The sequence below is a fragment of the Pseudomonas sp. YeP6b genome (genome assembly GCF_025642995.1).
Taxonomy (GTDB): Bacteria; Pseudomonadota; Gammaproteobacteria; order Pseudomonadales; family Pseudomonadaceae; genus Aquipseudomonas.
This window is the reverse complement of the sequence record NZ_CP080090.1, coordinates 6,224,965-6,247,193: the sequence shown is the minus strand read 5'-3', so window position 1 is coordinate 6,247,193 and position 22,229 is coordinate 6,224,965. Positions and strand designations below refer to the sequence as shown.

Here is a 22,229-nt window from a genome sequence, read left to right as displayed (position 1 = left end):
AACAAGCCGAGGATTATACCCGAGCTATGACCTCACGCGCCAGCTGAGGTCGGGTTTGATGCGGAAACATTCTGTTTTAAGAGGTCGCGCATCTGTTTTGCTATCTGAATTTGCTCTTCAGCCGACAATCCCGGCTGTCTTGCTCTTTTGATGAGTTCGTCGAGGGTCTGCGTATGCTGACCCGCGGATAACCTAGTAATGGTGTCTAAAAACTGTTGTTCAAGGTTATCGCCGTCAATTAGCCACTCCTTTTCTGCGAGTGCTCTCAAGAGGCGGCCTTGTTCGGTGCCATGCCAACGAGCCATCAGCTGAATTGAGTTTAGCTTAGGATTTTTCTGTACCGCCCCGATCAAGGCGATCAGTACCTGCGCATAGGTGTTGCTTTCGTTGGCAAAATGATCAGCGCTCTCGACCTTCTTGGCCAATTGCGGGTGGTGGATAAGCGTGCGCAACGCAATAAGCGTCGGTGCTTCCACCGCCACTGGCGTACGTGGCGCGTAGGCTTCATCGCGGTCGCCGCGTTTGCCGTTCTTGCTCCAGGGTTTCTTATCCCATTTCTTGCCGCCGGCGCCGGGTTTCTTCGGTGTCCACTCCTGCTGGGGCGTGAACGCATCCTGCGGTTGGTGGAAGTCTGAATAGTCCGGCATGGCGTCGTAATCCATGCCCGGGTCGTACGCCGGTGGCGCATTTTGTGGTGCGTTGTGCACCAGCTGGCTGACGGCTTCACCGCTCAAACCGGTGATTTCCAGCAGGCGCATGCGCATCAGTGATTTCAGGTTGGCGCCCGGCACTTTGTCGATCAGCGGTGCTGCGAGGGTAGCCATATGGGCCTTGCCTTCGAGCGAGCGCGGGTCGGCTTCTTCGGTCAATTGCTGGAAGAAATAGTCCGCCAGTGGTTGCGCGTGTTGATTGATGCGCGCACGGAACGCGTCGGTACCTTCGGAGCGCACCAGGGTGTCCGGGTCTTCGCCTTCGGGTAGGAACAGGAAGCGCGCACGGCGGCCATCCTGCAGGCTCGACAGCGTGGCTTCGAGTGCGCGCCAGGCGGCGTTGCGGCCGGCCTGGTCACCGTCGAAACAGAACAGTACGTTGGGCACCACGCGAAACAGGCGTTTCATGTGTTCTTCGCTGGTGGCGGTGCCCAGGGTGGCCACGGCGTTACGCAGGCCTTGCTGGGCGAGCGCGATCACGTCCATATAGCCTTCAACCACGATGATTTCATCGAGGTTGCGGTTGTTTTTGCGCGCTTCGAACAGCCCGTAGAGCTCCTGGCCCTTATGAAACACCGGGGTTTCCGGGGAGTTCAGGTACTTGGGCTTGTCGTCGCCGAGTACGCGGCCACCGAACGCGATGATCCGGCCACGACTGTCGCGGATCGGGAACATCACGCGGTCGCGGAAACGGTCATAGCGCTTGCCGGTCTCGGCGTTTTCCACCAGCAGGCCAGCGTCGATCATGGCTTTTTGCTGCAGGGTGTCGCTGCTCAGGTGCTTGTACAGGTTGTCCCAGCCGGGCGGCGCGAAACCCAGGCCGAAGTCCCGGGCGATTTCACCGGTGAGGCCGCGACCCTTGAGGTACTCAACGGCGGCCTTGCGCTGCGGATGGCTTTTAAGTGCCTGACGGTAGAAGTCGGCAGCGGCCGTCAGCAGCGGGTACAGCGGCGAGTCGGTGGGTTGGCGCGGCTTGTGCGGGCGGCCACTTTCTTCGCGAGGTATTTCCATGCCCGCGGCTTTCGCCAGTTCCTCGACGGCCTGGGGGAAGTCCAGGTTGTCGTGGTCCATGATGAAGCCGAGGGCATTGCCGCCCGCGCCGCAGCCGAAGCAGTAGTAGAACTGCTTGTCGGGGCTGACGCTGAACGAGGGGGTTTTTTCTTTGTGGAACGGGCAGCAGGCGGTGTAGTTCTTGCCAGCCTTCTTCATTTGCACGCGAGAGCTGACAACATCGACGATGTCGGTGCGGTTCAGAAGGTCGTCAATAAAGCTCTGGGGAATTAGCCCGGCCATGGCGTTCTCGTCATCACTGCGTGTCAATGAGGCCCGCGAAGTGCTCAGGCGCGCATTATGCGGCTCGATCAGCTTTCGTCTGGTTGGGCTGTCAGGGAGTGTATCTGCCGAACATTCACTGACGTTAATTTCTATCAGTGTTCGGCTTTGAAATGTTGCCCTGGCGTCCGGTGTTGGCCAATAAAGGGCCTCGGAAACGCATCGTTGGGCACAGCCGACACAGTTGATCGTCTGCTTAAAAGAATGAGTGTGCTCGTCAGTAGCCTTGTTAGGCTCGTCAGAAGAGACGCGCACCGCTGGCAAAAGAGCCAGTCCTGACGTTTGAAGCGGTGTCTCGGTCGCATGTGCGGCGTCGACGATGAAGCATCAAGCGATATCCGCAAATGCCAATAGCCCGGCTGAGGGCCGGGCTTGGCAGAAGCTTGCTACGTAAGTCTGTGTATTAGTACAGACGAACGGCGCGGCGCTGCTCGCGCTGAACTTTCTTAGCGTGACGCTTAACAGCGGCTGCTGCTTTACGCTTACGCTCAGAAGTTGGCTTCTCATAAAATTCGCGGCTACGAACTTCAGCCAGAACACCGGCTTTTTCGCAGGAGCGCTTGAAACGACGCAGAGCTACGTCGAAGGGTTCGTTCTCTTTTACTTTGACGGCTGGCATCCAGAGCTACCTTCTTTCATTACCGGGAATCAACGTTCTCATCGCAAAAAATTCGCGGCTGAGGTCGTCGGTTTTTAAGGGTTGCGGATGTTAACCCCTCATTGCCCGGAATGCAAAGCCTCTGATCGAAAACCGCTAGTCGGGAGGGGGAGTGGCGACTATTATGCGCGCCTTCGAATTCAGCCTCTACAAGGCGCAAACCCATGCTAGTACTGGGACTTGAAACCTCCTGCGACGAAACCGGTGTCGCACTTTACGACAGTGAACGCGGGCTTTTGGCCGATGCACTGTTCAGCCAGATCGACCTGCACCGCGCCTATGGCGGCGTGGTGCCGGAGCTCGCCAGCCGTGATCACGTCAAACGCATGCTGCCGTTGATTCGCCAGGTGCTGGACGAGGCTGGCTGCGTGCCGACCGAGATTGACGCGATTGCCTACACCGCCGGCCCCGGATTGGTCGGAGCCCTGCTGGTTGGGGCCTCTTGCGCCCAGGCGCTGGCGTTTGCCTGGGGCATTCCGGCCCTCGGCGTGCACCATATGGAAGGCCATTTACTGGCGCCTATGTTGGAAAAAACACCGCCGCAGTTCCCGTTCGTCGCTTTGTTGGTGTCGGGTGGGCATACGCAGCTGGTTCAGGTCGATGGGATCGGCCAATACACACTGTTGGGCGAGTCTTTGGACGATGCCGCCGGTGAAGCGTTCGACAAAACCGCGAAGATGATGGGCCTCAATTATCCCGGCGGCCCGGAAATCGCGCGCCTTGCCGAAAAAGGCGTCCCAGGCCGCTACACCTTCCCGCGCCCAATGTGTGATCGCCCGGGCCTGATGTTCAGCTTCAGTGGTTTGAAAACGTCTGCGCTGAACACCTGGCAGCAGAGCGTCAGCGCCGGGGACGACAGTGAGCAAGCCCGTTGCGACATCGCACTGGCGTTCCAGCAGGCCGTGGTGGAGACTTTGACCATCAAGTGCAAGCGCGCCCTGAAACAGGCGGGCATGAAGCGCCTGGTGATCGCAGGCGGCGTCAGCGCTAACAAAGCCTTGCGCACCTCGCTGGAAAAAATGCTCGGCGACATGCAGGGCGATGTGTTCTATGCGCGCCCTGAGTTTTGCACCGACAACGGCGCGATGATCGCCTATGCCGGTTGCCAGCGCCTGCAGGCCGGGCAGCATGAAAGCCTGGCGATCAGCGTGCAGGCGCGCTGGCCGATGGAGCAACTGTCGCCGCTGTAGGCCGTTGTATGGCCGCGACGTGAGCCGGGCTCATCGAACGTATTTAAAAATGCCGTTCGCGCCCGGCAAACAGGTCGCGTAAATTGCCGCGGTGGCGCCAGACGATCAGCAGGGTCAACACGCTCATCGGCAACAGCGCTGCCGGCGCTTGCCAGGCCAGCAAGGGCAGGGTGAGCGGCGTGGCGATCAATGCGGCCAGCGAGCTGGTGCGGGTCAGGTAGAACGTCAGCAGCCAGGCAAGCACGGCCAGTAACGCCGCTGGAGGGTAAATCCCCAGCAACATGCCGGCCGCCGTGGCGACACCCTTGCCACCGCGAAAGCGGAAGTACAGCGGAAACAGATGGCCGAGGACGGCGCACACGCCTACCCAGGCCTGCTGTTGCAGAGTGAGGCCGGCGAGGCTGGCGATGAGTACGGGCAACAGGCCCTTGCAGATGTCGCCCAGCAGCGTCAGTACGGCGAGTTTTTTGCCGGCCAGGCGCAACATGTTGGTGGCACCGGCATTGCCTGAGCCACTCATTCGCGGGTCGGGATTTCCCGTCAGGCGGCTGAGCAAAATGGCGAAGGACAGCGAGCCGAGCAGGTAGGCGAGAATCGCCAGTGACCAAAACATGCTAACTATTCCGGGCGAGGACGCCCTGATTCTAACGGGGCATCGCGCCCTTGTCGTGCTGCGGAGAAGAGCTTGGACAGAGTGTTTATCGAAGGCCTGGAAGTCGACACCGTGATCGGGGCCTACGACTGGGAGCGCGGCATCAAGCAATGCCTGCGCCTGGACCTGAGTTTTGCCTGGGACAATCGCCCGGCCGCGGCCGGTGACGACCTGACCCTGGCGCTCGATTACGCCAGCGTGTCCGCGCGTATCCAGGCCTTTGCCGAGCAGTCCCAGTACCAACTGGTGGAAACCTTTGCCGAGCGTCTGGCCGAAGTGCTGATGAGCGAATTCCAGATTCCTTGGCTGCACCTCAAATTGACCAAGCCAGGCGCCGTGCCGGCAGCCAAAGGCGTGGGCGTGGAGATCGAGCGCGGATGTCGCTAACTCAGGTTTACCTTGGCCTTGGCAGCAATATCGAGCGCGAGCCGCACCTGCGCGCGGGCCTGGACGCGCTGGCGAGCTTCTTGACTGACGTGCGCTGCTCGCCGGTGTTCGAAAGCCAGCCGGTGGGGATCAAGAGTGGGCCGTTTTTCAATCTGGTGGTGTCGGCCTATACCGACTTGCCGTTGATGGAACTTGATCGCCGGTTGAAATTTATCGAGGCCGACAATGGCCGCTATGCGCCCGACCGCAAAGGGCTGCCGCTGGATATCGACGTATTGCTGTATGGCGAGCTGGTGGGGAATTTCGACGGATTGATCCTGCCGCGCGCAGAAATCCTGAAAAACGCCTTCGTGCTGTGGCCGCTGTCGTTGATGGCACCGGATCGCGAGCACCCCGAAGCGGGCAAGACATTGGCCCAGCTGTGGCGCGATGCGCAGATCGATCAAGTGCTGGCGCCTGTCGGCTTCGAGTGGCAGGGCCAGCAACTCACCCCGGCGGATCTCCTATAGCCGCCGCTCCCACAGGGGATCTGCGCTTAACTGAACGGCATTAGGGCAAGCCCGCTCGCCACAAAAGCTCGCCTGCTACGCGTTGTGTTGTTCCTTGTAGGTTTTCAGCGCTTTGAGCCGTTCGCGCTTGAGCGCCTCGCCCAGTTCCGGGCCTTTGAAGCCTTTCTCCAGCAGGGGCGCGACCGCCACTTCGCGCGCAATCTTGGCCGCACCACGTAAATAATCCGCCTGTGGATAACTTCGTTGCTCAAGCCCCTTGCGGCCACGCGCATCCATTTCACAGCTCACCACGAATTCCTCAAAGCGCTGCGGCCGGCGATACACGTCGAAACTCTGCAGCAACTCCAGCAATGTCGAAGCTTTTAGCTCCAGCGCTCGATGGCCATGAGTGTGATATTGGCCCACCAGCAGTGCCAGTTCCTGGCAGTCCTTCGGCACTTTGAAGCGCTCATTGACCGCCTTGATCAGCTTCAAGCCCGTATGCTCATGAGCAATATGCTGCGGCAACTTATCCACAGGTGTCAGGCCCTTGCCCACGTCATGCAGCAAGCAGGCCCAACGCACCGTGAGCGGTTGTTTGTGCAAGGCGGCCTGTTCCAACACGCTCAAGGTGTGCAGGCCGGTGTCGATTTCGGGGTGATGGGCCTCGGGCTGTGGCACGCCGAATAGCGCGTTCACTTCCGGCATCAGGGTTTTCAGCGCATCGCAGTCACGTAGCACCTGAATAAACACCTGTGGCTGATCTTCCATCAGTGCCCGGGAAATTTCCTTCCAGCTGCGTTCCGGTGTCAGGGCTTCCAGTTCGCCGGATTCGCTGAGCTGGCGCATCAATTCCAGCGTCTCAAGAGCGACCGTGAAACCCAGGTGCGCATAACGCGCCGCAAAGCGGGCAACACGCAATACGCGCAGAGGATCTTCGGCGAACGCCGGGGAAACGTGACGCAAAATGCGCGCCTCCAAATCGCTCTGGCCGTGGTACGGGTCGGTCAAGTTGCCGTCATCGTCCTCAGCTATGGCGTTGATGGTCAGGTCGCGACGAATCAAGTCTTCTTCCAGCGTGACCTCGGGGCTGGCATGAAACACAAAGCCGCCGTAACCCCGGCCACTCTTGCGTTCGGTGCGGGCGAGGGCGTACTCATCGCCGTTTTTCGGGTCGAGGAATACCGGGAAGTCAGCGCCCACCGGCTTGTAGCCCTTGGCGAGCATTTCTTCAGTGGTCGCGCCGACCACAACGCGGTCGATGTCAGTGACCTTGATGCCGAGCAGGCGATCACGCACCGCGCCGCCAACTGTGTAGATTTTCATGAAAAAGCCTCCATTAGCGGCACAGGATAACGCCTGTGCCTGACCAATGGAGGCTTTGGTGTTTCAGAGATGAACGACGGCCAAGTCCAGGCGGCCGTAGTCGTTGTCGTTGTGATCGCTGCGCGGTGGCACGTGGTGAGTCTTCATCACTTGGTCGCCCTGCAGGGTTTCCAGGTGAATGTCGAAGCCCCACAACCGGTGCAGGTGCTTGAGCACTTCCTCGGTGGATTCGCCCAAGGGTTTGCGGTCGTGCTGCTGGTGACGCAAGGTCAGCGAGCGGTCGCCGCGTACATCGATGCTGTAAATCTGCACGTTGGGTTCGCGGTTGCCCAGGTTGTACTGCGCCGCCAGGGTTTCACGGATGGTGCGGTAGCCGGGTTCGTCGTGGATGGCCGGCACCACCAGATCATCCTTGAGGTCGTCATCCATGATGCTGAACAGCTTGAGGTCGCGAATCACCTGGGGTGACAGGTACTGCAGGATGAAACTCTCGTCCTTGAAGCTGCTCATGGCGAACTTGATGGTCGACAGCCAATCGCTGCCGGCGATTTCCGGGAACCAGCGGCGGTCTTCTTCGGTGGGGTGTTCGCACATGCGCCGGATGTCGCGGTACATGGCAAAGCCCAGCGCATAGGGGTTGATGCCGCTGTAATAGGGGCTGTCGAAGCCGGGTTGGAACACCACGCTGGTATGGGAGGTGAGGAACTCCATCATGAAACCGTCCGTGACCAGGCCCTCGTCGTACAGGTCATTCATCAAGGTGTAGTGCCAGAACGTCGCCCAGCCTTCGTTCATTACCTGGGTCTGGCGCTGTGGATAAAAGTACTGGGCGATCTTGCGCACGATACGCACGATTTCGCGCTGCCAGGGCTCCAGCAGGGGCGCGTGTTTTTCCAGGAAGTACAGGATGTTTTCCTGAGGTTCGGCGGGGAAGCGTGCATTATCTTTGTCGCTGTTCTTGCCGGCGCGCTTTGGAATGGTGCGCCACAAATCGTTGATCTGCTTCTGCAGGTGCTCCTCGCGCTCCTTCTGGCGCAGGCGTTCTTCCTCGGCGGAAATCGGGTATGGGCGTTTGTAGCGGTCGACCCCGTAATTCATCAGGGCGTGGCAGGAATCGAGCAAATCCTCCACTGCATCGATGCCGTGGCGTTCCTCGCACTGCATGATGTACTGCTTGGCGAACACCAGGTAATCGATGATCGAGCTGGCATCGGTCCAGGTGCGGAACAGGTAGTTACCCTTGAAGAAGCTGTTGTGCCCGTAGCACGCGTGCGCCACCACCAGTGCCTGCATGCAGATGGTGTTTTCTTCCATCAGGTAGGCGATGCATGGGTCGGAGTTGATCACGATCTCGTAGGCCAAACCCATCTGGCCACGCGTGTAGGACTTCTCAGTGCTGAGGAAGTGTTTGCCATAGGACCAATGGTGATAGCCCAAAGGCATACCCACCGAGGCATAGGCATCCATCATCTGTTCGGCGGTGATCACTTCGATCTGGTTGGGGTAAGTGTCCAGAGCATAACCGGCCGCGATACGGCTGATTTCCCGGTCATAGGCCTGGATCAGTTCAAAGGTCCACTCGGACCCGGTGGAAATGGGTTGGCGCTTATGCTCTTTTTTGGCGGTCATGTCACTAACCTGCGCTGGAAGAGTTCACGGAAGACCGGGTAGATATCGCCGGCCGAGACCAGTTGCTGCTGGGCGAACGTGTCGGCAAAGGCTTCGCCGATGCGTTCATATTCGAACCACAGGGCCTGGTGCTCACGAGGGGTAATTTCGACGTAGGTGTAGTACTGCACAAACGGCATGATCTGGTTGATCAGAATGTCGCGGCAGATCGGCGAATCATCATTCCAGTTGTCGCCGTCGGAAGCTTGGGCTGCGTAGATATTCCACTCATTAGCCGGGTAGCGTTCGGCCATGATTTCCTGCATCAGCTTCAACGCGCTGGAGACGATGGTGCCGCCGGTTTCCCGCGAATAGAAGAACTCTTCTTCGTCGACTTCCCGGGCGCTGGTGTGATGGCGGATAAACACCACATCGATCTTGTCGTAGTTCCGCTTCAGGAACAGGTACAGCAGGATGAAGAAGCGCTTGGCAATATCCTTGGTTGCTTGGGTCATCGAGCCGGACACGTCCATCAGGCAGAACATCACGGCCTTGGAGCTCGGGTTGGGTTGTTTGACCAGCAGGTTGTATTTCAGGTCGAAGGTGTCGAGGAACGGCACGCGGTGAATCCGCGCGCTGAGTTTCTCGATTTCCACTTCGATTTCCTGGATATCGCCGAAGTTGTCGGGCTCTTCGCGTTTTAAACGCGCCAACTCTTCCTTGGCCTGCTTTAGTTTGGCGCGGCTGCTGCCGGACAGGGCGATACGCCGGGCGTGGGCCGAGCGCAGGGTGCGGATGATGTTGATCCGCGACGGGTTGCCCTCATTGCTGATCCCCGCGCGCACGGTCTTGAAGGTGTCGGTGCCGGTCAGGTTGCGTTTGACCAGGTTGGGCAGTTCCAAGTCTTCGAACATGAACTCCAGGAATTCTTCCTGGGTGATCTGGAACACGAACTCATCCATGCCTTCGCCAGAGTTACCGGCCTTGCCTGGGCCTTTACCGCCGCCACCGCCTTGCGGGCGTTGGATATGTTCGCCGGTGGTGAATTCCTTGTTGCCGGGGTGCACGACGGTTTGTTTGCCGCCGCGCCCGTGGTGCAGCACCGGTTCGTCGATGTCGCGTCCGGGAATGCTGATTTGCTCGCCATGCTCCATGTCCGTGATGGAGCGGCGGCTGACGGCCTCTTCAACGGCCTTTTTGATGTGGTCACGGTAACGCCGCAGGAAACGCTGACGGTTTACCGTGCTCTTGTTCTTGCCATTGAGGCGTCGGTCGATCACATAGCTCATGGGGAGCCCTCCGGGCAGCTTCACGTTACAAGCTTCAAGCCGCGAGCTGGAAGCTTAGAGACAAGCGGTCAGCTGCCAGGCCAAAGGCCCGGCAGCGCGCGCCTGTCGCTGCCTTACTGTGATTTACGAACCCGCAGGTACCACTCGGAGAGCAGCCGTACCTGTTTGTCGGTGTAGCCACGCTCGACCATTCGTGTAACGAAGTCGTTGTGTTTTTGCTGATCCTCCTTGCTGGCCTTGGCGTTGAAGCTGATGACCGGCAGCAGATCCTCGGTGTTGGAGAACATTTTCTTCTCGATGACCACCCGCAGCTTCTCGTAGCTGAGCCAGGTAGGATTCTTGCCGTTGTTGTTGGCGCGGGCGCGCAGCACGAAGTTGACGATTTCGTTGCGGAAATCCTTCGGATTGCTGATGCCGGCCGGTTTCTCGATCTTCTCCAGCTCCTCGTTGAGGGCCACGCGGTTGAGGATCTCGCCGGTTTCCGGGTCGCGGTACTCCTGGTCCTGGATCCAGAAGTCGGCGTACAGCACGTAGCGGTCGAAGATGTTCTGGCCGTACTCGCTGTAGGACTCCAGGTACGCGGTCTGAATTTCCTTGCCGATAAACTCGATGTAGCGCGGCGCCAGGTATTCCTTGAGGAAGCGCAGGTAGCGTTCGCGGGTTTCGGCCTGGAACTGTTCCTGTTCGATCTGCTGCTCCAGCACATACAGCAGGTGCACGGGGTTGGCGGCGATTTCGTGTGGGTCGAAGTTGAATACCTTGGAGAGGATCTTGAACGCGAAACGTGTGGAAAGGCCATTCATGCCCTCATCCACGCCCGCAGTGTCGCGGTATTCCTGGATCGACTTGGCCTTGGGATCGGTGTCCTTGAGGTTTTCGCCGTCGTAGACGCGCATCTTCGAATAGATGTTCGAGTTCTCCGGCTCCTTGAGGCGCGACAGCACGGTGAACTGGGCGAGCATCTTCAAGGTGTCAGGCGCGCAATGGGCCTTGGCCAGGGAGCTGTTGAACAACAACTTGTCGTAGATCTTGATCTCATCGCTGACGCGCAGGCAGTACGGCACCTTGACGATGTAGATCCGGTCGATGAAGGCTTCGTTGTTCTTGTTGTTACGGAAGGTGTGCCATTCCGATTCGTTGGAGTGGGCCAGCAGGATCCCGGTGAAAGGAATTGCGCCCAGGCCTTCGGTACTGTTGTAGTTACCTTCCTGGGTGGCGGTCAGCAGTGGGTGCAGCACCTTGATTGGCGCCTTGAACATCTCCACGAATTCCATCAGGCCCTGGTTGGCCCGGCACAGCGCGCCCGAGTAGCTGTAGGCGTCGGCGTCGTTCTGTGGGAACTCTTCGAGTTTGCGGATATCGACTTTACCCACCAGTGCCGAGATGTCTTGGTTGTTCTCATCGCCCGGTTCGGTCTTGGCTACGCCGATCTGGTTGAGGACCGACGGGTAGAGTTTCACCACGCGGAACTGGCTGATATCGCCGCCAAACTCAGCCAGGCGCTTGGTGGCCCAAGGCGACATGATGGTATTGAGGTAGCGCCGTGGGATGCCGAAGTCTTCTTCGAGGATCGCGCCATCTTCCGTGGCGTTGAACAGCCCGAGAGGCGACTCGAAGACCGGCGAGCCCTTGATCGCGTAGAAGGGCACTTTCTCGATCAGTTGTTTGAGTTTTTCCGCCAGGGACGACTTGCCGCCGCCGACGGGGCCGAGCAGGTAGAGGATTTGCTTCTTCTCTTCCAGGCCTTGGGCGGCATGGCGGAAGTAGGAGACGATCTGGTCGATGCATTCTTCCATGCCATGGAAGTCTTCAAAGGCCGGGTAGCGGCGGATCACCTTGTTGGAGAATATTCGCGACAGGCGCGAATTGTTGGCGGTTTCCACCAGCTCCGGCTCACCAATTGCCAATAGCAGGCGTTCGGCGGCAGACGCGTAGGTGCTGCGGTCCTGTTTGCACAGCTCGAGATACTCTTGCAGCGTGAGTTCTTCCTGCTGGGTGGACGCGAAGCGTTGTTGGAAGTGGCTAAAGATACTCATGACGTCGTCACCTCGCTCGATACGTGGAGCCGACGCCGGGTCAATCAGTCGATGCTGGCAGTCATTGGTGATCAACCAATGGCCGTTTTCCCCCCAAGCACCCTGAAACGCTACCGATGACCCGTACGCCGGTGTACCGGCTCTCCCCTGATTCGGATGGCCTGCGCTTAAGGATAGTTCGGAATCCGGGAGGTCAAGGCGGGATACGTAATTAGTTTGGCTGCGCCGTTCGTCAGAAACGGCGCGAGCCCAAGCGTCACGCGGGGTAGCGGGGTGTGAAAAAAATTATTGCGAATCGCTGGAGGCAATTTCCGCAGGATAGGTCGCACGCCACAGCTCAAAGCCGCCGTCCAGGCTATAGACGTCGGAGAAGCCCTGGCTGATCAGATAGGCCGCTGCGCTCTGGCTGGAGTTGCCGTGGTAGCAGGCCACGATCACGGGCGCGTCGAGGTCGGCGGCACGGATGAAGTCGGCAATGCTGTGGTTGTCCAGATGCTGCGCGCCGGTGATATGGCCAGCGGCGTGAGCCTGAGGGTCGCGGATGTCGACCACCACGGCACCTTGCTCGCGCAGGGCCTGGGCTTGTTCGGGAGGGATACGTTTGAATTCGCTCATGGCGGGCTCCTTGGACATGGCTGCGGCGTTTAGCGCTTGGTGGCAGCCGGCAGTGTAACGGGAAGGGGAGATTCGCACTGGCAGCTCAGGCGCTCGCCGGTGTCGATGTTCATCAGGGTCATGCTACCGCCCCACACGCAGCCGGTGTCGAGTGCGAATACGCCGGGTTCATTGCACTTGCCCTCAAGGGCTGCCCAGTGGCCGAAGATGATCTTCGTGTCACGGGTCTTGCGTTCCTTGTGCGCGAACCACGGCTTATAGCCGGGCAGTGCGGTGTCGGCGCCTTCCTTGCTTTTGAGGTCGAGCTTGCCCTCTGCAGTGCAGAAGCGCATGCGTGTGAAATAGTTGGTGATCACGCGCAGGCGGGCCACGCCAGTGAGGTCGTTGTCCCACTTGACCGGCTCGTTGCCGTACATGCCGTCGAGGTAGGCGGTGTACAGGCTGTCATCGGTCAGGGCGCTCTCGACTTCGGCGGCGCACTTGAGGGCTTTTTTCAGCGTCCACTGCGGCGGGATACCGGCATGGACCAGCGCCATGTTGCGGCCTTCGTCGTAATGCATGAGTTTCTGCCCACGCAGCCACTCCAGCAGCTCGGTGCGATCCGGCGCTTCAAGGATCTCACGCAGGGTGTCGCCCTTTTTCAGGCGCTCGATGTTATTGCCGGCGGCCAGCAGGTGCAGGTCATGGTTGCCCAGTACGCACACCAGCGATTCGCGCAGGCTATATAAGTAGCGCAAAGTCTCCAGAGACTCGGGGCCGCGATTGACCAGATCCCCCACCAACCACAGGCGGTCGCTTGCCGGGTTGAAGGCCACCCGCTCCAGCAAGCACTTGAGGGGCTCCAGGCAGCCTTGCAGGTCGCCGACCGCGTATGTCGCCATCAGTGCAGGGCTCCAGGCACTGCGAGGCGGAACGGCGCGATGATGGCGTCGAACAACTTACCGTCGGTGGCCTTCATCTGATACGAGCCCTGCATGGTGCCGACCTTGGAGGTCATGACCGTGCCGCTGCTGTAGGTATGGCTGGCGCCAATGTCGATCAACGGTTGCTGACCAACCACACCGGCGCCGCGCACCTCTTCGACCTGGCCGTCACCGTCGGTGATCACCCAGTGGCGCGACAGCAGCTTGGCCGGCACCTGCCCGTTGTTCTTCACCGTGATGGTGTAGGCAAAGGCGAAGCGGTTGTGTTCGGGTTGCGATTGGTCCGCGAGGAAGCGGGTGACGACGCTGACGTCGATCTGGTAGCGAGGATCGGACATGCAAGAGGCCTTAAAAGCAAAAGCGGAGGACAGCAGATGCGGATCAGTCTAGGCCATGAGGAGGGCACTAGGCCAGACATGCTGTCTGGCCCATGCTTGGCAGGCTTTAGTCCGCGGCTGGCGCAGGCTGGATGGCAAGCTGGTCGGCCAGGCGCACGAACGCGGCCAGGTCCAGTTGCTCGGGGCGCAAGCTGCCATCGACGCCGGCGGCTTCGATTTCGGCGTTGCTGAGCAGCGCCTTGAGCGTGTTGCGCAGGGTCTTGCGGCGTTGGTTGAACGCCTCGCGTACCACGCGCTCCAGCAGCTTGTGATCCTTGGCTGGGTGGGGCAGCACGGCGTGAGGCACCAGGCGCACGATGGCCGAATCGACCTTCGGCGGCGGGTTGAACGCGCCCGGGCCGACGTTGAACAGGTGTTCCACGCGGCAATGGTACTGAACCATGATCGACAAGCGGCCCCAATCACCACCGCCGGGACCTGCGGCCAAGCGCTCAACCACTTCTTTTTGCAGCATGAAGTGCATGTCGCGGATGATCCCTGCGTTGTTCAGCAGGTGGAAAATCAGCGGCGTGGAGATGTTGTACGGCAGGTTGCCCACTACCCGCAGGCTGTTGGGCGCAGCGTTGAGGCTGTTGAAGTCGAACTTCAGTGCATCGCCCTGGTGCAGGTTGAAGTTGGATTTGCCGGCGAACTGCTGGTTGAGGATCGGGATCAAGTCCTTGTCCAGCTCCACGACGTCCAGTTGGCCGCCACTGGCCAGCAGGCCTTGGGTCAATGCGCCCTGGCCCGGGCCAATTTCCAGCAAGCGGTCTTCGGGCTTGGCATGGATGGAGCGCAGGATACGGTCGATCACGCCGGCGTCGTGCAGGAAGTTTTGCCCGAAGCGCTTGCGCGCCCGGTGTTGGTAATGCTCAGTCATATACGGGTCTCGGCCATCTGATAGGCGGTTTCCAGGGCCACGTGCAGGCTGCCGGTATCGATCTTGCCGCTGCCCGCCAGGTCCAGGGCAGTGCCATGGTCGACGGAGGTGCGGATGATCGGCAGGCCCAGTGTCACGTTGACTGCGGCGCCGAAGCCTTTGTATTTCAGCACGGGCAGCCCTTGGTCATGGTACATCGCCAGCACTGCGTCGCAGTGCTCCAGATATTTGGGGGTAAACAGAGTGTCAGCAGGCAGTGGGCCACGCAGGTCCATGCCTTCTTGGCGCAGACGCTCTAATGTCGGTTCAATGATGTCGATTTCTTCATGGCCCAAGTGGCCGCCTTCACCGGCGTGGGGGTTGAGCCCGCAGACCAGGATGCGCGGTTGGGCAATGCCGAATTTGTGTTGCAGGTCGGCGTGCAGGATGCGCGTGACGCGCTCCAAACGCTCGGCAGTGATGGCGTCGGCGATATCACGCAACGGCAAATGCGTGGTCACCAGGGCCACGCGCAGGCCGTGAGTGGCCAGCATCATCACAACTTGGGCGGTATTGGTCAGCTCGGCGAGGAATTCGGTATGGCCGGAAAAGGCGATGCCGGATTCGTTGATCACACCCTTGTGCACCGGGGCAGTGATCATGCCGGCGAAGTCGCCGTCGATGCAGCCCTGGCCTGCACGCGTCAGGGTTTCCAGCACAAATGCCGCATTGGCTTTGTTCAGTTGCCCGGCAATCACCTTGGTCGCAAGTGGGGTGTCCCATACGTACAGGCTGCCCGCAGGTGCCGGCAGGTCGGGCCAGTTGCCTGGCGCCACGTCCAGCAGGTTGACAACCACGCCCAACTGCGCGGCCCGCTCAAGGAGCAGGTCGCGGCTGGTAATGGCAATCAGGGGGTGTGGCTGAGGTTGCGAGGCGAGCAGCAGGCACAGGTCTGGACCAATGCCGGCCGGCTCGCCGGGTGTTACCGCGAAACGCTGGGGTTTCACTGCGCTGCCTGGTCGGTGCCTGTTTGCTCGGCGCCTGGCAGCTTGTTTTCTACGTAGGCTTCGTCACGGATCTGACGCAACCAGGTTTGCAGCTCTTCGTCGTACTTGCGGTTACGCAATACGGACAGTGCTTGTTGCTCGCGGGCCTGGGTGGTGTTGTCGGTGGCGCGACGGCCAAGGACTTCCAGGACGTGCCAGCCATATTGGGTCTTGAACGGCTTGGACAGCACGCCTTGCGGCGTATCGGCCATTACTTGCTGGAACTCAGGCACCAAGGCTTTCGGGTCGATCCAGTTCAGGTCGCCACCGTTGAGGGCCGAACCTGGGTCTTCCGAGAAGCTCTTGGCCAAGGTGGCGAAATCTTCACCGCCTTCGATGCGGTCATAGATCTTCTGGGCCAGTTCCTTGGTTTGTGCTTCGGTGCGAATTTCGCTTGGTTTGACCAGGATGTGACGAACATGTACTTCGTCTTTCAGCGAAGTCTCGCCACCGCGTTTTGCCAGCAGCTTGAGGATGATGAAGCCACCCGGTGTGCGTGCTGGCTGGGTGATTTCACCCGGCTGCATGGCGCTCAGCTCGCGGTCGAACGGAGGTGGCAATTGAGCGGCTTTACGCCAGCCCATGTCACCGCCGTCCAGGGCGTTGTCGCTGCCCGATACCGCGATAGCTGTTTGGGCGAAGTCAGCGCCAGCCTTCAGGCGGTCATAAACTGCCTGGGTTTTGGCGGCGGATGCATTGAGCTGCTCGGCGTTGGCGCTGTCCGGGGTTGGAATCAGGATATTGGCCAGGTGCAGTTCTTCGGAGAGCTGCATCTTGCCAAGGTCCGAGGCCAGGAAGTTCTTCACTTCCTGCTCGGAAACCTGAACCCGCTCGGCCACACGGCGCTGACGCACACGGCTGATGATCATTTCGCGGCGGATCTGGTCACGGGCGTCCTCATAGGACAAACCGTCGCGGGCCAGGGCAGCGCGGAACTGGTCAATGCTCATGTTGTTGCGTTGAGCGATGGTGCCGACGGCCTGGTTCAGTTCTTCGTCCGAAATACGGATGCCGGAACGATCGCCGATCTGCAGTTGCAGGTTTTCGACGATCAGGCGCTCCAGAACCTGTGGGTCCAGCACGCTGGTAGGCGGTACACCGCCGCCACGCTTGGCGATGGTTTGCTGAACTTCCTTGACCCGTTGGTCCAGTTGGCTCTGCATGATCACGTCGTTATCGACAATGGCCACTACCTTGTCCAGCTGTTGAACCGCAGCGTGTGCCGATGCGGTCCCCAGGAACAGTGCGCCCAGCACTAGCGGGCGCAGACAATCAGAAAGCTTGATCTTCACGTTCACGATAACCTTGAATGCCTTTGTCGAGGAAGCTCTCTACCTTGGCGCCAGTCAGGCCGCCGAGTCCTTTAAGGACGATCTGGAAGAAGAGCCCGTGGTCACCCTTTTCGTTCAGCGGGGCGATCTGGCTGTATTCGTCGTTGGAAACCCAGTAACGGTTGATGACGCGCAGTTTCCAGCAGCAGTTGTCGTACTCGAAACCACCAAAGGCTTCCAGGGTACGGTTGCGGGCATAGTCATACTGCCAGCGGGTGATCAGGTTCCACTGAGGAATGATCGGCCACATCATCGAGAAGTCGTGTTGCTGGATTTTGTAGTAATCCTTGATGAAGTTCGGTTGGCCCGCAGTACCGTAATCACCACCGAACTGCCATTTGCCGGTCAGCTGGTTGTAGACCACTTGGTCGTTACGATAGCGGTAGCCGACGTTGATGATCTTGTTCGGGTTGTCTTCCGGCTGGTAGTGGAGCATTGCGCTACCCGAACGAGGGGTGTGTTCCTCAGTGTCCCAGTTGTAGTCGGCAGTGGCGCGCCAGTCGCGGTTGAAGCGGAACTCGTATTCCAGGGCAACTGGCGATACGTCAGACTGTGCGTCGGCACGGTCAGAGGCGAGGATGCCCGGCAGTTGAACCTGGCGATCCTTGAAGTACACCGCCTGGCCTATGGCCGCGCGTTGACGTTCGAAGCCATTCTCTTCGATCCAACGGCTGGTTAAGCCCAGGGACAGCTTGTTCTCGTCGCCGATCCGGTCGTTGCCGCTGAAGCGGTTGTCGCGGAACAGAGAGGCGTAGCTGAACGAGTACTCGCTGGTGTCGAACACCGGGATATCGCTCTGGTCCTTGTTCGGGACATAGAGGTAGAACGCGCGCGGTTCCAATGTCTGGCGATAGTCTTTGCCGAACCAGTTGGTATTGCGGTCGAAGTACAGGCCGCTGTCTACGCTGGCGATTGGGATTGCGCGGTCTTGGTTGCTCTTGAAGGTGCCACCGGCATAAGGGTTTGCCGCAGTGGCGGCTGCTTGCGCAGCAATAATTTCGTTCTTGCCCTTGGTATCAAGGTCCAGATCGTACTTGGTGTAGACGTACTTGAGCTTCGGCGTAATAAAACCGTAGGTCCAGTTCATCGGGTATTCGACGGCTGGTGCTACGTTCAGGCGAGTACCGTTTGCACGGGTCAGACCTGTTACGTAGTCATCCAGACGCTTATCACCTACAGCAACACCGTTCGCAGCGAACGGGCCACCGTCCTTGTCGAAAATGGTGCCGCTCCTGAGGTCCCGGTCAAACCGAACAGCCTCAGTCTCATAGGTAAAGTTCACGCCACCCGGGTGGTACGGCAGCATCCCATTGAAGGTGATCTGCGGCAGCCGGTCATACGGGGTGATCTGGGAAATAGTCGCCAGTTGGTAGGCCTGAACGTTCAGGCGCGCCTGGTAGCTGTCACCGCGATAGGTCAGGGAACCCTGCTGGTTGACGAAGTCCTGGGTTTGGATGCCTTCCTGGTAGGACTTCAAGTCCTGGTAGTAGAACGGATCGCTGATCTTGGTGTAGTCGACCTGGGTCGCCAGACGCGAATCCAGCCCGCCCTTATGCTGCCAATTGAGCATATAGCGAGTTTTTTCGTAATCAGTCTGTTTCTTCCGCTCGTCGCTGTCGTCGTTCAGGTACGCGCCGCCGAACTGACCTTCGCTGGATTTGGTGAGGTAGCGGAATTCGCCTTCCATCAACAAACCGCGCTTGGTCATGTATTGCGGGTACAACGTGGCGTCGTAGTTTGGCGCCAGGTTGAAGTAGTACGGCGTGACGAGCGTGAAGCCGGTTTCGCTGCCGGTGCTGAAGCTCGGCGGCAGGAAGCCGGATTGACGACGATCGTCGATCGGGAAATAGATATACGGGGTGTACAGGATCGGAATGTTCTTGACCCGCAACGTCGCGTTGGTCGCCGTACCGAAACCGGTGGCCGGGTTCAACGTGATGTTGTTGCCTCTGAGCTGCCAGGCGTTGCTGTCCGGCTCACAGGTGGTGTACGTACCGTCCTTGAGACGGATGATCGCGTTCTCGGCACGCTTGGCGTACAGCGCGTTACCGCGGATACGCGATTTGTGCAGCACGTATTCGGCGTTGTCGATCTGGGCGGCTCCAGTATCGAGCTGGACCTCAGCGTGGTCACCAACGATCAGAGCGCCGTTGTCGCGCAAACGAACGTTGCCGTTCAGCTCGCCACGGTTCTCGGCCTGATACAGGCTGGCTTCCTGAGCCTCCAGCTGCATGCTGCCCTGGCGCATGACGACGTCGCCGGCCAGGGTTGCGATCTGTTGTTCTTGCTCGTAACGAGAGGCCTTGGCACCGATGAAGGTCGGCGCATCGCTCTTGTCCGTCTTGTCGTTCATGCCAGGACGCATCGGCTCGATGTACGCGCCGGCGCAATAAGGACCGGTTTCGGCCAGCTGGGCTGCAGTCAGCTTCTCGCGCGGTACCCAGTCCAAGTGGCTGTAGTCGGCGCTGCGCGCACGCAGGCCTCGGCCCTTGGCTTCGGTGACCAGTGCGGTCTTCGGTTCGGCCTCGGCGCTGCCACCAGCATCGGCTTGCGCCGTGCTGCCGGCGGAGCTGACGGCAGCGCCGTCATGCACCGGGCGTGGTGGCAACGGGGCTGCGGCGGTTTTTGGCGCGCAATCCCAGGCACCCGAAGCAGAGACTGAGCAGTCATACTGTTCCGCGGCGACCACGAATGAGGTGGCGAAAGGTTGCATGGCCAGCAGACTGCCGGTTACCAGCAACGGAAATTTTCTACGAAACGCGGGGGATTTCAATGCCATCTTATTAGTCCGGGCTTCCTGCGTGCCATCTGCCCGCGGTTTGGGCCGCACGCCTCTCGATGGTCTGAAAAAGATGCGTGATAATAAAGCATGACCCGCTTGACGGCTAGCGCCGTCGGAGACCCTTGTAATGCCCGAGCAAGATCTACGTTTACAACAGCTGAAAGTCTGGCTGGATGAGCAGTTGCCAATCCTTTTCAACGCTCAGGACTGGGGTGTCGTACCTCCGGCCACGTTGACCGCGGCCAGCAGTGACGCGAGTTTCAGGCGTTACTTCCGGTGGGAAGGCGGTGGGCGAAGTTTCGTCGTCATGGACGCGCCGCCGCCCCAGGAAAACTGCAAACCTTTCGTCGATATCGCTGATTTACTGGCGAAATCAGGAATAAATGTTCCAAAAATTTATGCAGAAGATTTGCCCCGCGGCTTTCTTTTGCTCAATGACCTGGGTAAAAAAACCTATCTGGACGTGATTGACGAGCAAAACGCCGATCAATTGTTTGCCGATGCCATCGACGCGTTGCTGGCTTTTCAGCAATTGCCGATGGACACGCCGCTGCCCAGCTATGACGTCGCCTTGTTGCGCCGTGAGCTGGAATTGTTTCCGGAATGGTACGTGCGCCGGCACCTGGGCATCGATTTCGACGCCCAGCAGCAGGCTCTCTGGCAGCGCGTCAGCGACCACTTGATCGACAGCGCCCTGGCTCAGCCCAAAGTGCTGGTGCATCGCGACTATATGCCGCGCAACCTGATGATCAGCGAGCCGAACCCGGGCGTGCTGGATTTCCAGGACGCGGTCTACGGCCCGGTCACCTACGACATCACCTGCCTGTTCAAGGATGCATTCCTCAGCTGGCCCAAGGCACGTGTACGTGAATGGCAGCGTGGCTACTGGGAGCGTGCCGGGCAACTGGGCATTCCGGTGCAGGCCGACTTTGCAGCGTTCCTGCGGGCCAGCGACCTGATGGGCGTGCAGCGCCACCTCAAGGTGATCGGCATCTTTGCGCGTATCTGCCATCGCGACGGTAAGCCACGCTACCTGGCCGACGTACCGCGCTTCTTTGCTTATATAGAGGCGGTGCTGGCAGACCGGCCGGAGCTGGACGAGCTGGGCGAACTGCTCGCCAGCCTGCGCCAACCTGTCGAGGCGGGCGTATGAAGGCCATGATCCTGGCGGCCGGCAAGGGCGAGCGCATGCGCCCGCTCACCTTGCACACGCCCAAGCCGCTGGTGCAGGCGGGCGGCAAGCGGTTGATCGAATATCACCTGGAAGCGCTGGCCAAGGCCGGTTTCAGCGAAATTGTGATCAACCATGCCTGGCTCGGCCAGCAGATCGAAAGCTACCTGGGCGACGGTGCGCAGTTTGGCCTGCGCATCCAGTATTCCGCCGAAGGCGAGCCGCTGGAAACCGGAGGCGGGATTTTCAAGGCGTTGCCGCTGTTGGGAGATGAACCCTTCCTGCTGGTTAATGGTGATGTCTGGACGGACTTCGACTTTGCCAGCCTGCTCAACAAACCGTTGGAAGGGCTTGCCCACCTGGTCATGGTCGACATGCCTGACCATGCGCCTACTGGTGGCGACTTCTATTTGAGCGGCGGCTTGCTTCATGATGCGGCGCCCGGTGCCGATAACCTGACCTTCAGTGGCATCTCAGTGCTCGACCCTCAATTGTTCGCGGGTTGCAGTGCCGGTGCCTTCAAGCTGGCGCCGCTGTTACGGGTGGCCATGGCCAAAGGTCTGGTAACGGGGGAACACATGACAGGACGCTGGATTGATGTCGGCACGCTGGAGCGTCTGGCGCAGGTTGAAACCTTGCTGACTGCGGGGCAATAAGATGTTGTGGCCAGGGACACTGATCGGTGCCGGGGCTGGCTTTGCCATTGCCAGTATTCCGGGGGCCTTATTGGGGGCATTGCTGGGGCAGGCGCTGGATCGCCGCCTCCAGTTGCAAAGTTGGGCGCAACTGCGCGAGCGCCTGGGCGGGCGCCCGGCGTTGCGCAATGACGAACTGTTGTTCGTGCTGTTAGGGCGTCTGGCCAAGAGTAATGGCCGCGTGGTGGATGGGCATATCCAGCAGGCGCGCCAGGAAATGCGCGCGCTGGACATGACTGAGCACGCCCAGCGCCGGGCGATCAGCGCGTTCAATCGCGGCAAGTCCGGTTCCGACCGGGTGCGTAATTATCTGCGGGTGCTCAAGGCTCAGCCCCATGCCGCCGAAGGTGTGTTGCGCGCGTGTTGGCGCATGGCCTGGGCGGACGGCAAGGCGGATAACGCCGAGCGCGACTTGATCGACCTGTGGGGCAAGTGGCTCGGCTGGACGCCGCAACAGCTTCAGGCACTGGCGGCCGATTACGTGCGCGAGCGCAAGCCGTTGGCCAATCGTGCCGGAGCTTATCAGGACGCGATGCGGGTACTGGGAGTAACGTCCACCACCGAGCCGACCGTGATCAAACGCGCCTATCGCCGCCTGCTCAGCCGCCACCACCCGGACAAGATTGCAGGCACTGGCGCCAGCCCAGCGCAGGTGCGCGAAGCGACCGAGCGAACCCGAGAGTTGCATAACGCCTATGCATTGATTCGCGAGCGCCGAGATTTTCGCTAGCCGCCACAAATCCTGAGTTGCTAA

Annotated in this window: 20 protein-coding genes; 6 read left to right on the top strand and 14 right to left on the bottom strand. The window is 59.9% G+C overall.

Features of this window, described 5'->3' with window-relative positions:
• Window positions 1–32: 32 nt before the first annotated feature.
• Together dnaG and rpsU are read right to left on the bottom strand one after the other, a co-directional pair.
• The gene (dnaG, locus tag KZH41_RS28305; RefSeq protein WP_094951991.1) at window positions 33–2,003 is read right to left on the bottom strand and encodes a DNA primase; all 1,971 of its coding nucleotides are present in this window, start codon (window positions 2,001–2,003) and stop codon (window positions 33–35) included.
• A 442-nt stretch (window positions 2,004–2,445) separates the two neighbouring features.
• Window positions 2,446–2,661, bottom strand: coding sequence for a 30S ribosomal protein S21 (gene rpsU, locus KZH41_RS28300; RefSeq protein ID WP_002551877.1), 216 nt, complete (start codon window positions 2,659–2,661; stop codon window positions 2,446–2,448).
• A gap of 203 nt (window positions 2,662–2,864) precedes the next feature.
• On the opposite strand from rpsU, the gene tsaD reads away from it, so the two are divergent.
• A complete protein-coding gene (gene tsaD, locus KZH41_RS28295; protein ID WP_094951990.1) occupies window positions 2,865–3,890 on the top strand; it encodes a tRNA (adenosine(37)-N6)-threonylcarbamoyltransferase complex transferase subunit TsaD in 1,026 nt (341 codons plus the stop codon).
• 43 nt (window positions 3,891–3,933) lie between these two features.
• Here the strand turns inward: tsaD and plsY are convergent, their stop codons facing one another.
• Window positions 3,934–4,503, bottom strand: coding sequence for a glycerol-3-phosphate 1-O-acyltransferase PlsY (gene plsY, locus KZH41_RS28290; RefSeq protein ID WP_094951989.1), 570 nt, complete (start codon window positions 4,501–4,503; stop codon window positions 3,934–3,936).
• A 72-nt stretch (window positions 4,504–4,575) separates the two neighbouring features.
• Between plsY and folB the strand changes: the two genes are divergently transcribed.
• Window positions 4,576–4,929: a dihydroneopterin aldolase gene (gene folB / locus KZH41_RS28285; RefSeq protein WP_026140135.1), complete on the top strand. Its 354-nt coding sequence runs from the start codon at window positions 4,576–4,578 to the stop codon at window positions 4,927–4,929.
• Window positions 4,920–5,438, top strand: coding sequence for a 2-amino-4-hydroxy-6-hydroxymethyldihydropteridine diphosphokinase (gene folK / locus KZH41_RS28280; RefSeq protein ID WP_263274078.1), 519 nt, complete (start codon window positions 4,920–4,922; stop codon window positions 5,436–5,438). Before folB ends, folK begins: the two co-directional genes overlap by 10 nt.
• 75 nt (window positions 5,439–5,513) lie before the next feature.
• On the opposite strand, the gene KZH41_RS28275 is transcribed toward folK, so the two are convergent.
• The 11 genes from KZH41_RS28275 to KZH41_RS28225 all read right to left on the bottom strand — a co-directional run bounded on the left by KZH41_RS28275 (window position 5,514) and on the right by KZH41_RS28225 (window position 19,606).
• Window positions 5,514–6,743 carry a multifunctional CCA addition/repair protein gene (locus tag KZH41_RS28275; protein WP_263274077.1) on the bottom strand — a complete coding sequence of 410 codons (1,230 nt, stop codon included), beginning with the start codon at window positions 6,741–6,743 and terminating at the stop codon, window positions 5,514–5,516.
• 63 nt (window positions 6,744–6,806) lie between these two features.
• Complete coding sequence (locus KZH41_RS28270; protein ID WP_242153015.1) at window positions 6,807–8,372, bottom strand: SpoVR family protein; 1,566 nt, start codon at window positions 8,370–8,372, stop codon at window positions 6,807–6,809.
• The gene (locus KZH41_RS28265) at window positions 8,369–9,640 is read right to left on the bottom strand and encodes a YeaH/YhbH family protein (protein WP_098950197.1); all 1,272 of its coding nucleotides are present in this window, start codon (window positions 9,638–9,640) and stop codon (window positions 8,369–8,371) included. The genes KZH41_RS28270 and KZH41_RS28265 overlap by 4 nt, the downstream gene beginning before the upstream one ends.
• A 113-nt stretch (window positions 9,641–9,753) precedes the next feature.
• A complete protein-coding gene (locus tag KZH41_RS28260) occupies window positions 9,754–11,676 on the bottom strand; it encodes a PrkA family serine protein kinase (RefSeq protein ID WP_094951401.1) in 1,923 nt (640 codons plus the stop codon).
• 285 nt (window positions 11,677–11,961) lie between these two features.
• Window positions 11,962–12,291 (bottom strand): thiosulfate sulfurtransferase GlpE, encoded by a 330-nt coding sequence (glpE, locus tag KZH41_RS28255; RefSeq protein ID WP_094951402.1) that lies wholly within the window; start codon window positions 12,289–12,291, stop codon window positions 11,962–11,964.
• A gap of 29 nt (window positions 12,292–12,320) precedes the next feature.
• The gene (locus KZH41_RS28250) at window positions 12,321–13,172 is read right to left on the bottom strand and encodes a symmetrical bis(5'-nucleosyl)-tetraphosphatase (RefSeq protein WP_263274076.1); all 852 of its coding nucleotides are present in this window, start codon (window positions 13,170–13,172) and stop codon (window positions 12,321–12,323) included.
• Window positions 13,172–13,552 (bottom strand): Co2+/Mg2+ efflux protein ApaG, encoded by a 381-nt coding sequence (gene apaG / locus KZH41_RS28245; RefSeq protein ID WP_069551974.1) that lies wholly within the window; start codon window positions 13,550–13,552, stop codon window positions 13,172–13,174. The genes KZH41_RS28250 and apaG overlap by 1 nt, the downstream gene beginning before the upstream one ends.
• 106 nt (window positions 13,553–13,658) lie before the next feature.
• Window positions 13,659–14,471, bottom strand: a complete 813-nt coding sequence (gene rsmA, locus KZH41_RS28240) for a 16S rRNA (adenine(1518)-N(6)/adenine(1519)-N(6))-dimethyltransferase RsmA (protein ID WP_099585669.1) — start codon at window positions 14,469–14,471, stop codon at window positions 13,659–13,661.
• Entirely contained in the window at window positions 14,468–15,457 is a 990-nt protein-coding gene (pdxA, locus tag KZH41_RS28235; RefSeq protein WP_094951405.1) for a 4-hydroxythreonine-4-phosphate dehydrogenase PdxA, read from the bottom strand. Before pdxA ends, rsmA begins: the two co-directional genes overlap by 4 nt.
• Window positions 15,454–16,788 (bottom strand): peptidylprolyl isomerase, encoded by a 1,335-nt coding sequence (locus tag KZH41_RS28230; RefSeq protein WP_263274075.1) that lies wholly within the window; start codon window positions 16,786–16,788, stop codon window positions 15,454–15,456. The genes pdxA and KZH41_RS28230 overlap by 4 nt, the downstream gene beginning before the upstream one ends.
• A complete protein-coding gene (locus tag KZH41_RS28225; protein ID WP_094951406.1) occupies window positions 16,769–19,606 on the bottom strand; it encodes an LPS-assembly protein LptD in 2,838 nt (945 codons plus the stop codon). The genes KZH41_RS28230 and KZH41_RS28225 overlap by 20 nt, the downstream gene beginning before the upstream one ends.
• A gap of 130 nt (window positions 19,607–19,736) precedes the next feature.
• On the opposite strand from KZH41_RS28225, the gene KZH41_RS28220 reads away from it, so the two are divergent.
• Genes KZH41_RS28220 through KZH41_RS28210 form a run of 3 tightly spaced genes read left to right on the top strand, consistent with a single transcriptional unit; the run spans window position 19,737 to window position 22,205 of the window.
• On the top strand, window positions 19,737–20,762 hold the full coding sequence (locus KZH41_RS28220; protein ID WP_242153004.1) for an aminoglycoside phosphotransferase family protein: 1,026 nt from the start codon (window positions 19,737–19,739) through the stop codon (window positions 20,760–20,762).
• Window positions 20,759–21,436 carry an N-acetylmuramate alpha-1-phosphate uridylyltransferase MurU gene (murU, locus tag KZH41_RS28215; RefSeq protein ID WP_094951408.1) on the top strand — a complete coding sequence of 226 codons (678 nt, stop codon included), beginning with the start codon at window positions 20,759–20,761 and terminating at the stop codon, window positions 21,434–21,436. Before KZH41_RS28220 ends, murU begins: the two co-directional genes overlap by 4 nt.
• A 1-nt stretch (window position 21,437) precedes the next feature.
• Window positions 21,438–22,205: a TerB family tellurite resistance protein gene (locus KZH41_RS28210; RefSeq protein WP_094951409.1), complete on the top strand. Its 768-nt coding sequence runs from the start codon at window positions 21,438–21,440 to the stop codon at window positions 22,203–22,205.
• The last annotated feature ends 24 nt before the right edge of the window (window positions 22,206–22,229 follow it).

Bases quoted from the DNA above. Each gene is read 5' to 3' on its own strand.
- KZH41_RS28270 (WP_242153015.1), bottom strand. From the start codon at position 8,372: ATGACCGCCAAAAAAGAGCATAAGCGCCAACCCATTTCCACCGGGTCC.
- rpsU (WP_002551877.1), bottom strand. From the start codon at position 2,661: ATGCCAGCCGTCAAAGTAAAAGAGAACGAACCCTTCGACGTAGCTCTG.
- KZH41_RS28265 (WP_098950197.1), bottom strand. From the start codon at position 9,640: ATGAGCTATGTGATCGACCGACGCCTCAATGGCAAGAACAAGAGCACG.
- KZH41_RS28260 (WP_094951401.1), bottom strand. From the start codon at position 11,676: ATGAGTATCTTTAGCCACTTCCAACAACGCTTCGCGTCCACCCAGCAG.
- KZH41_RS28225 (WP_094951406.1), bottom strand. From the start codon at position 19,606: ATGGCATTGAAATCCCCCGCGTTTCGTAGAAAATTTCCGTTGCTGGTA.
- KZH41_RS28220 (WP_242153004.1), top strand. From the start codon at position 19,737: ATGCCCGAGCAAGATCTACGTTTACAACAGCTGAAAGTCTGGCTGGAT.
- dnaG (WP_094951991.1), bottom strand. From the start codon at position 2,003: ATGGCCGGGCTAATTCCCCAGAGCTTTATTGACGACCTTCTGAACCGC.
- KZH41_RS28275 (WP_263274077.1), bottom strand. From the start codon at position 6,743: ATGAAAATCTACACAGTTGGCGGCGCGGTGCGTGATCGCCTGCTCGGC.
- KZH41_RS28250 (WP_263274076.1), bottom strand. From the start codon at position 13,172: ATGGCGACATACGCGGTCGGCGACCTGCAAGGCTGCCTGGAGCCCCTC.
- folK (WP_263274078.1), top strand. From the start codon at position 4,920: ATGTCGCTAACTCAGGTTTACCTTGGCCTTGGCAGCAATATCGAGCGC.
- tsaD (WP_094951990.1), top strand. From the start codon at position 2,865: ATGCTAGTACTGGGACTTGAAACCTCCTGCGACGAAACCGGTGTCGCA.
- plsY (WP_094951989.1), bottom strand. From the start codon at position 4,503: ATGTTTTGGTCACTGGCGATTCTCGCCTACCTGCTCGGCTCGCTGTCC.
- murU (WP_094951408.1), top strand. From the start codon at position 20,759: ATGAAGGCCATGATCCTGGCGGCCGGCAAGGGCGAGCGCATGCGCCCG.
- apaG (WP_069551974.1), bottom strand. From the start codon at position 13,552: ATGTCCGATCCTCGCTACCAGATCGACGTCAGCGTCGTCACCCGCTTC.
- rsmA (WP_099585669.1), bottom strand. From the start codon at position 14,471: ATGACTGAGCATTACCAACACCGGGCGCGCAAGCGCTTCGGGCAAAAC.
- glpE (WP_094951402.1), bottom strand. From the start codon at position 12,291: ATGAGCGAATTCAAACGTATCCCTCCCGAACAAGCCCAGGCCCTGCGC.
- KZH41_RS28210 (WP_094951409.1), top strand. From the start codon at position 21,438: ATGTTGTGGCCAGGGACACTGATCGGTGCCGGGGCTGGCTTTGCCATT.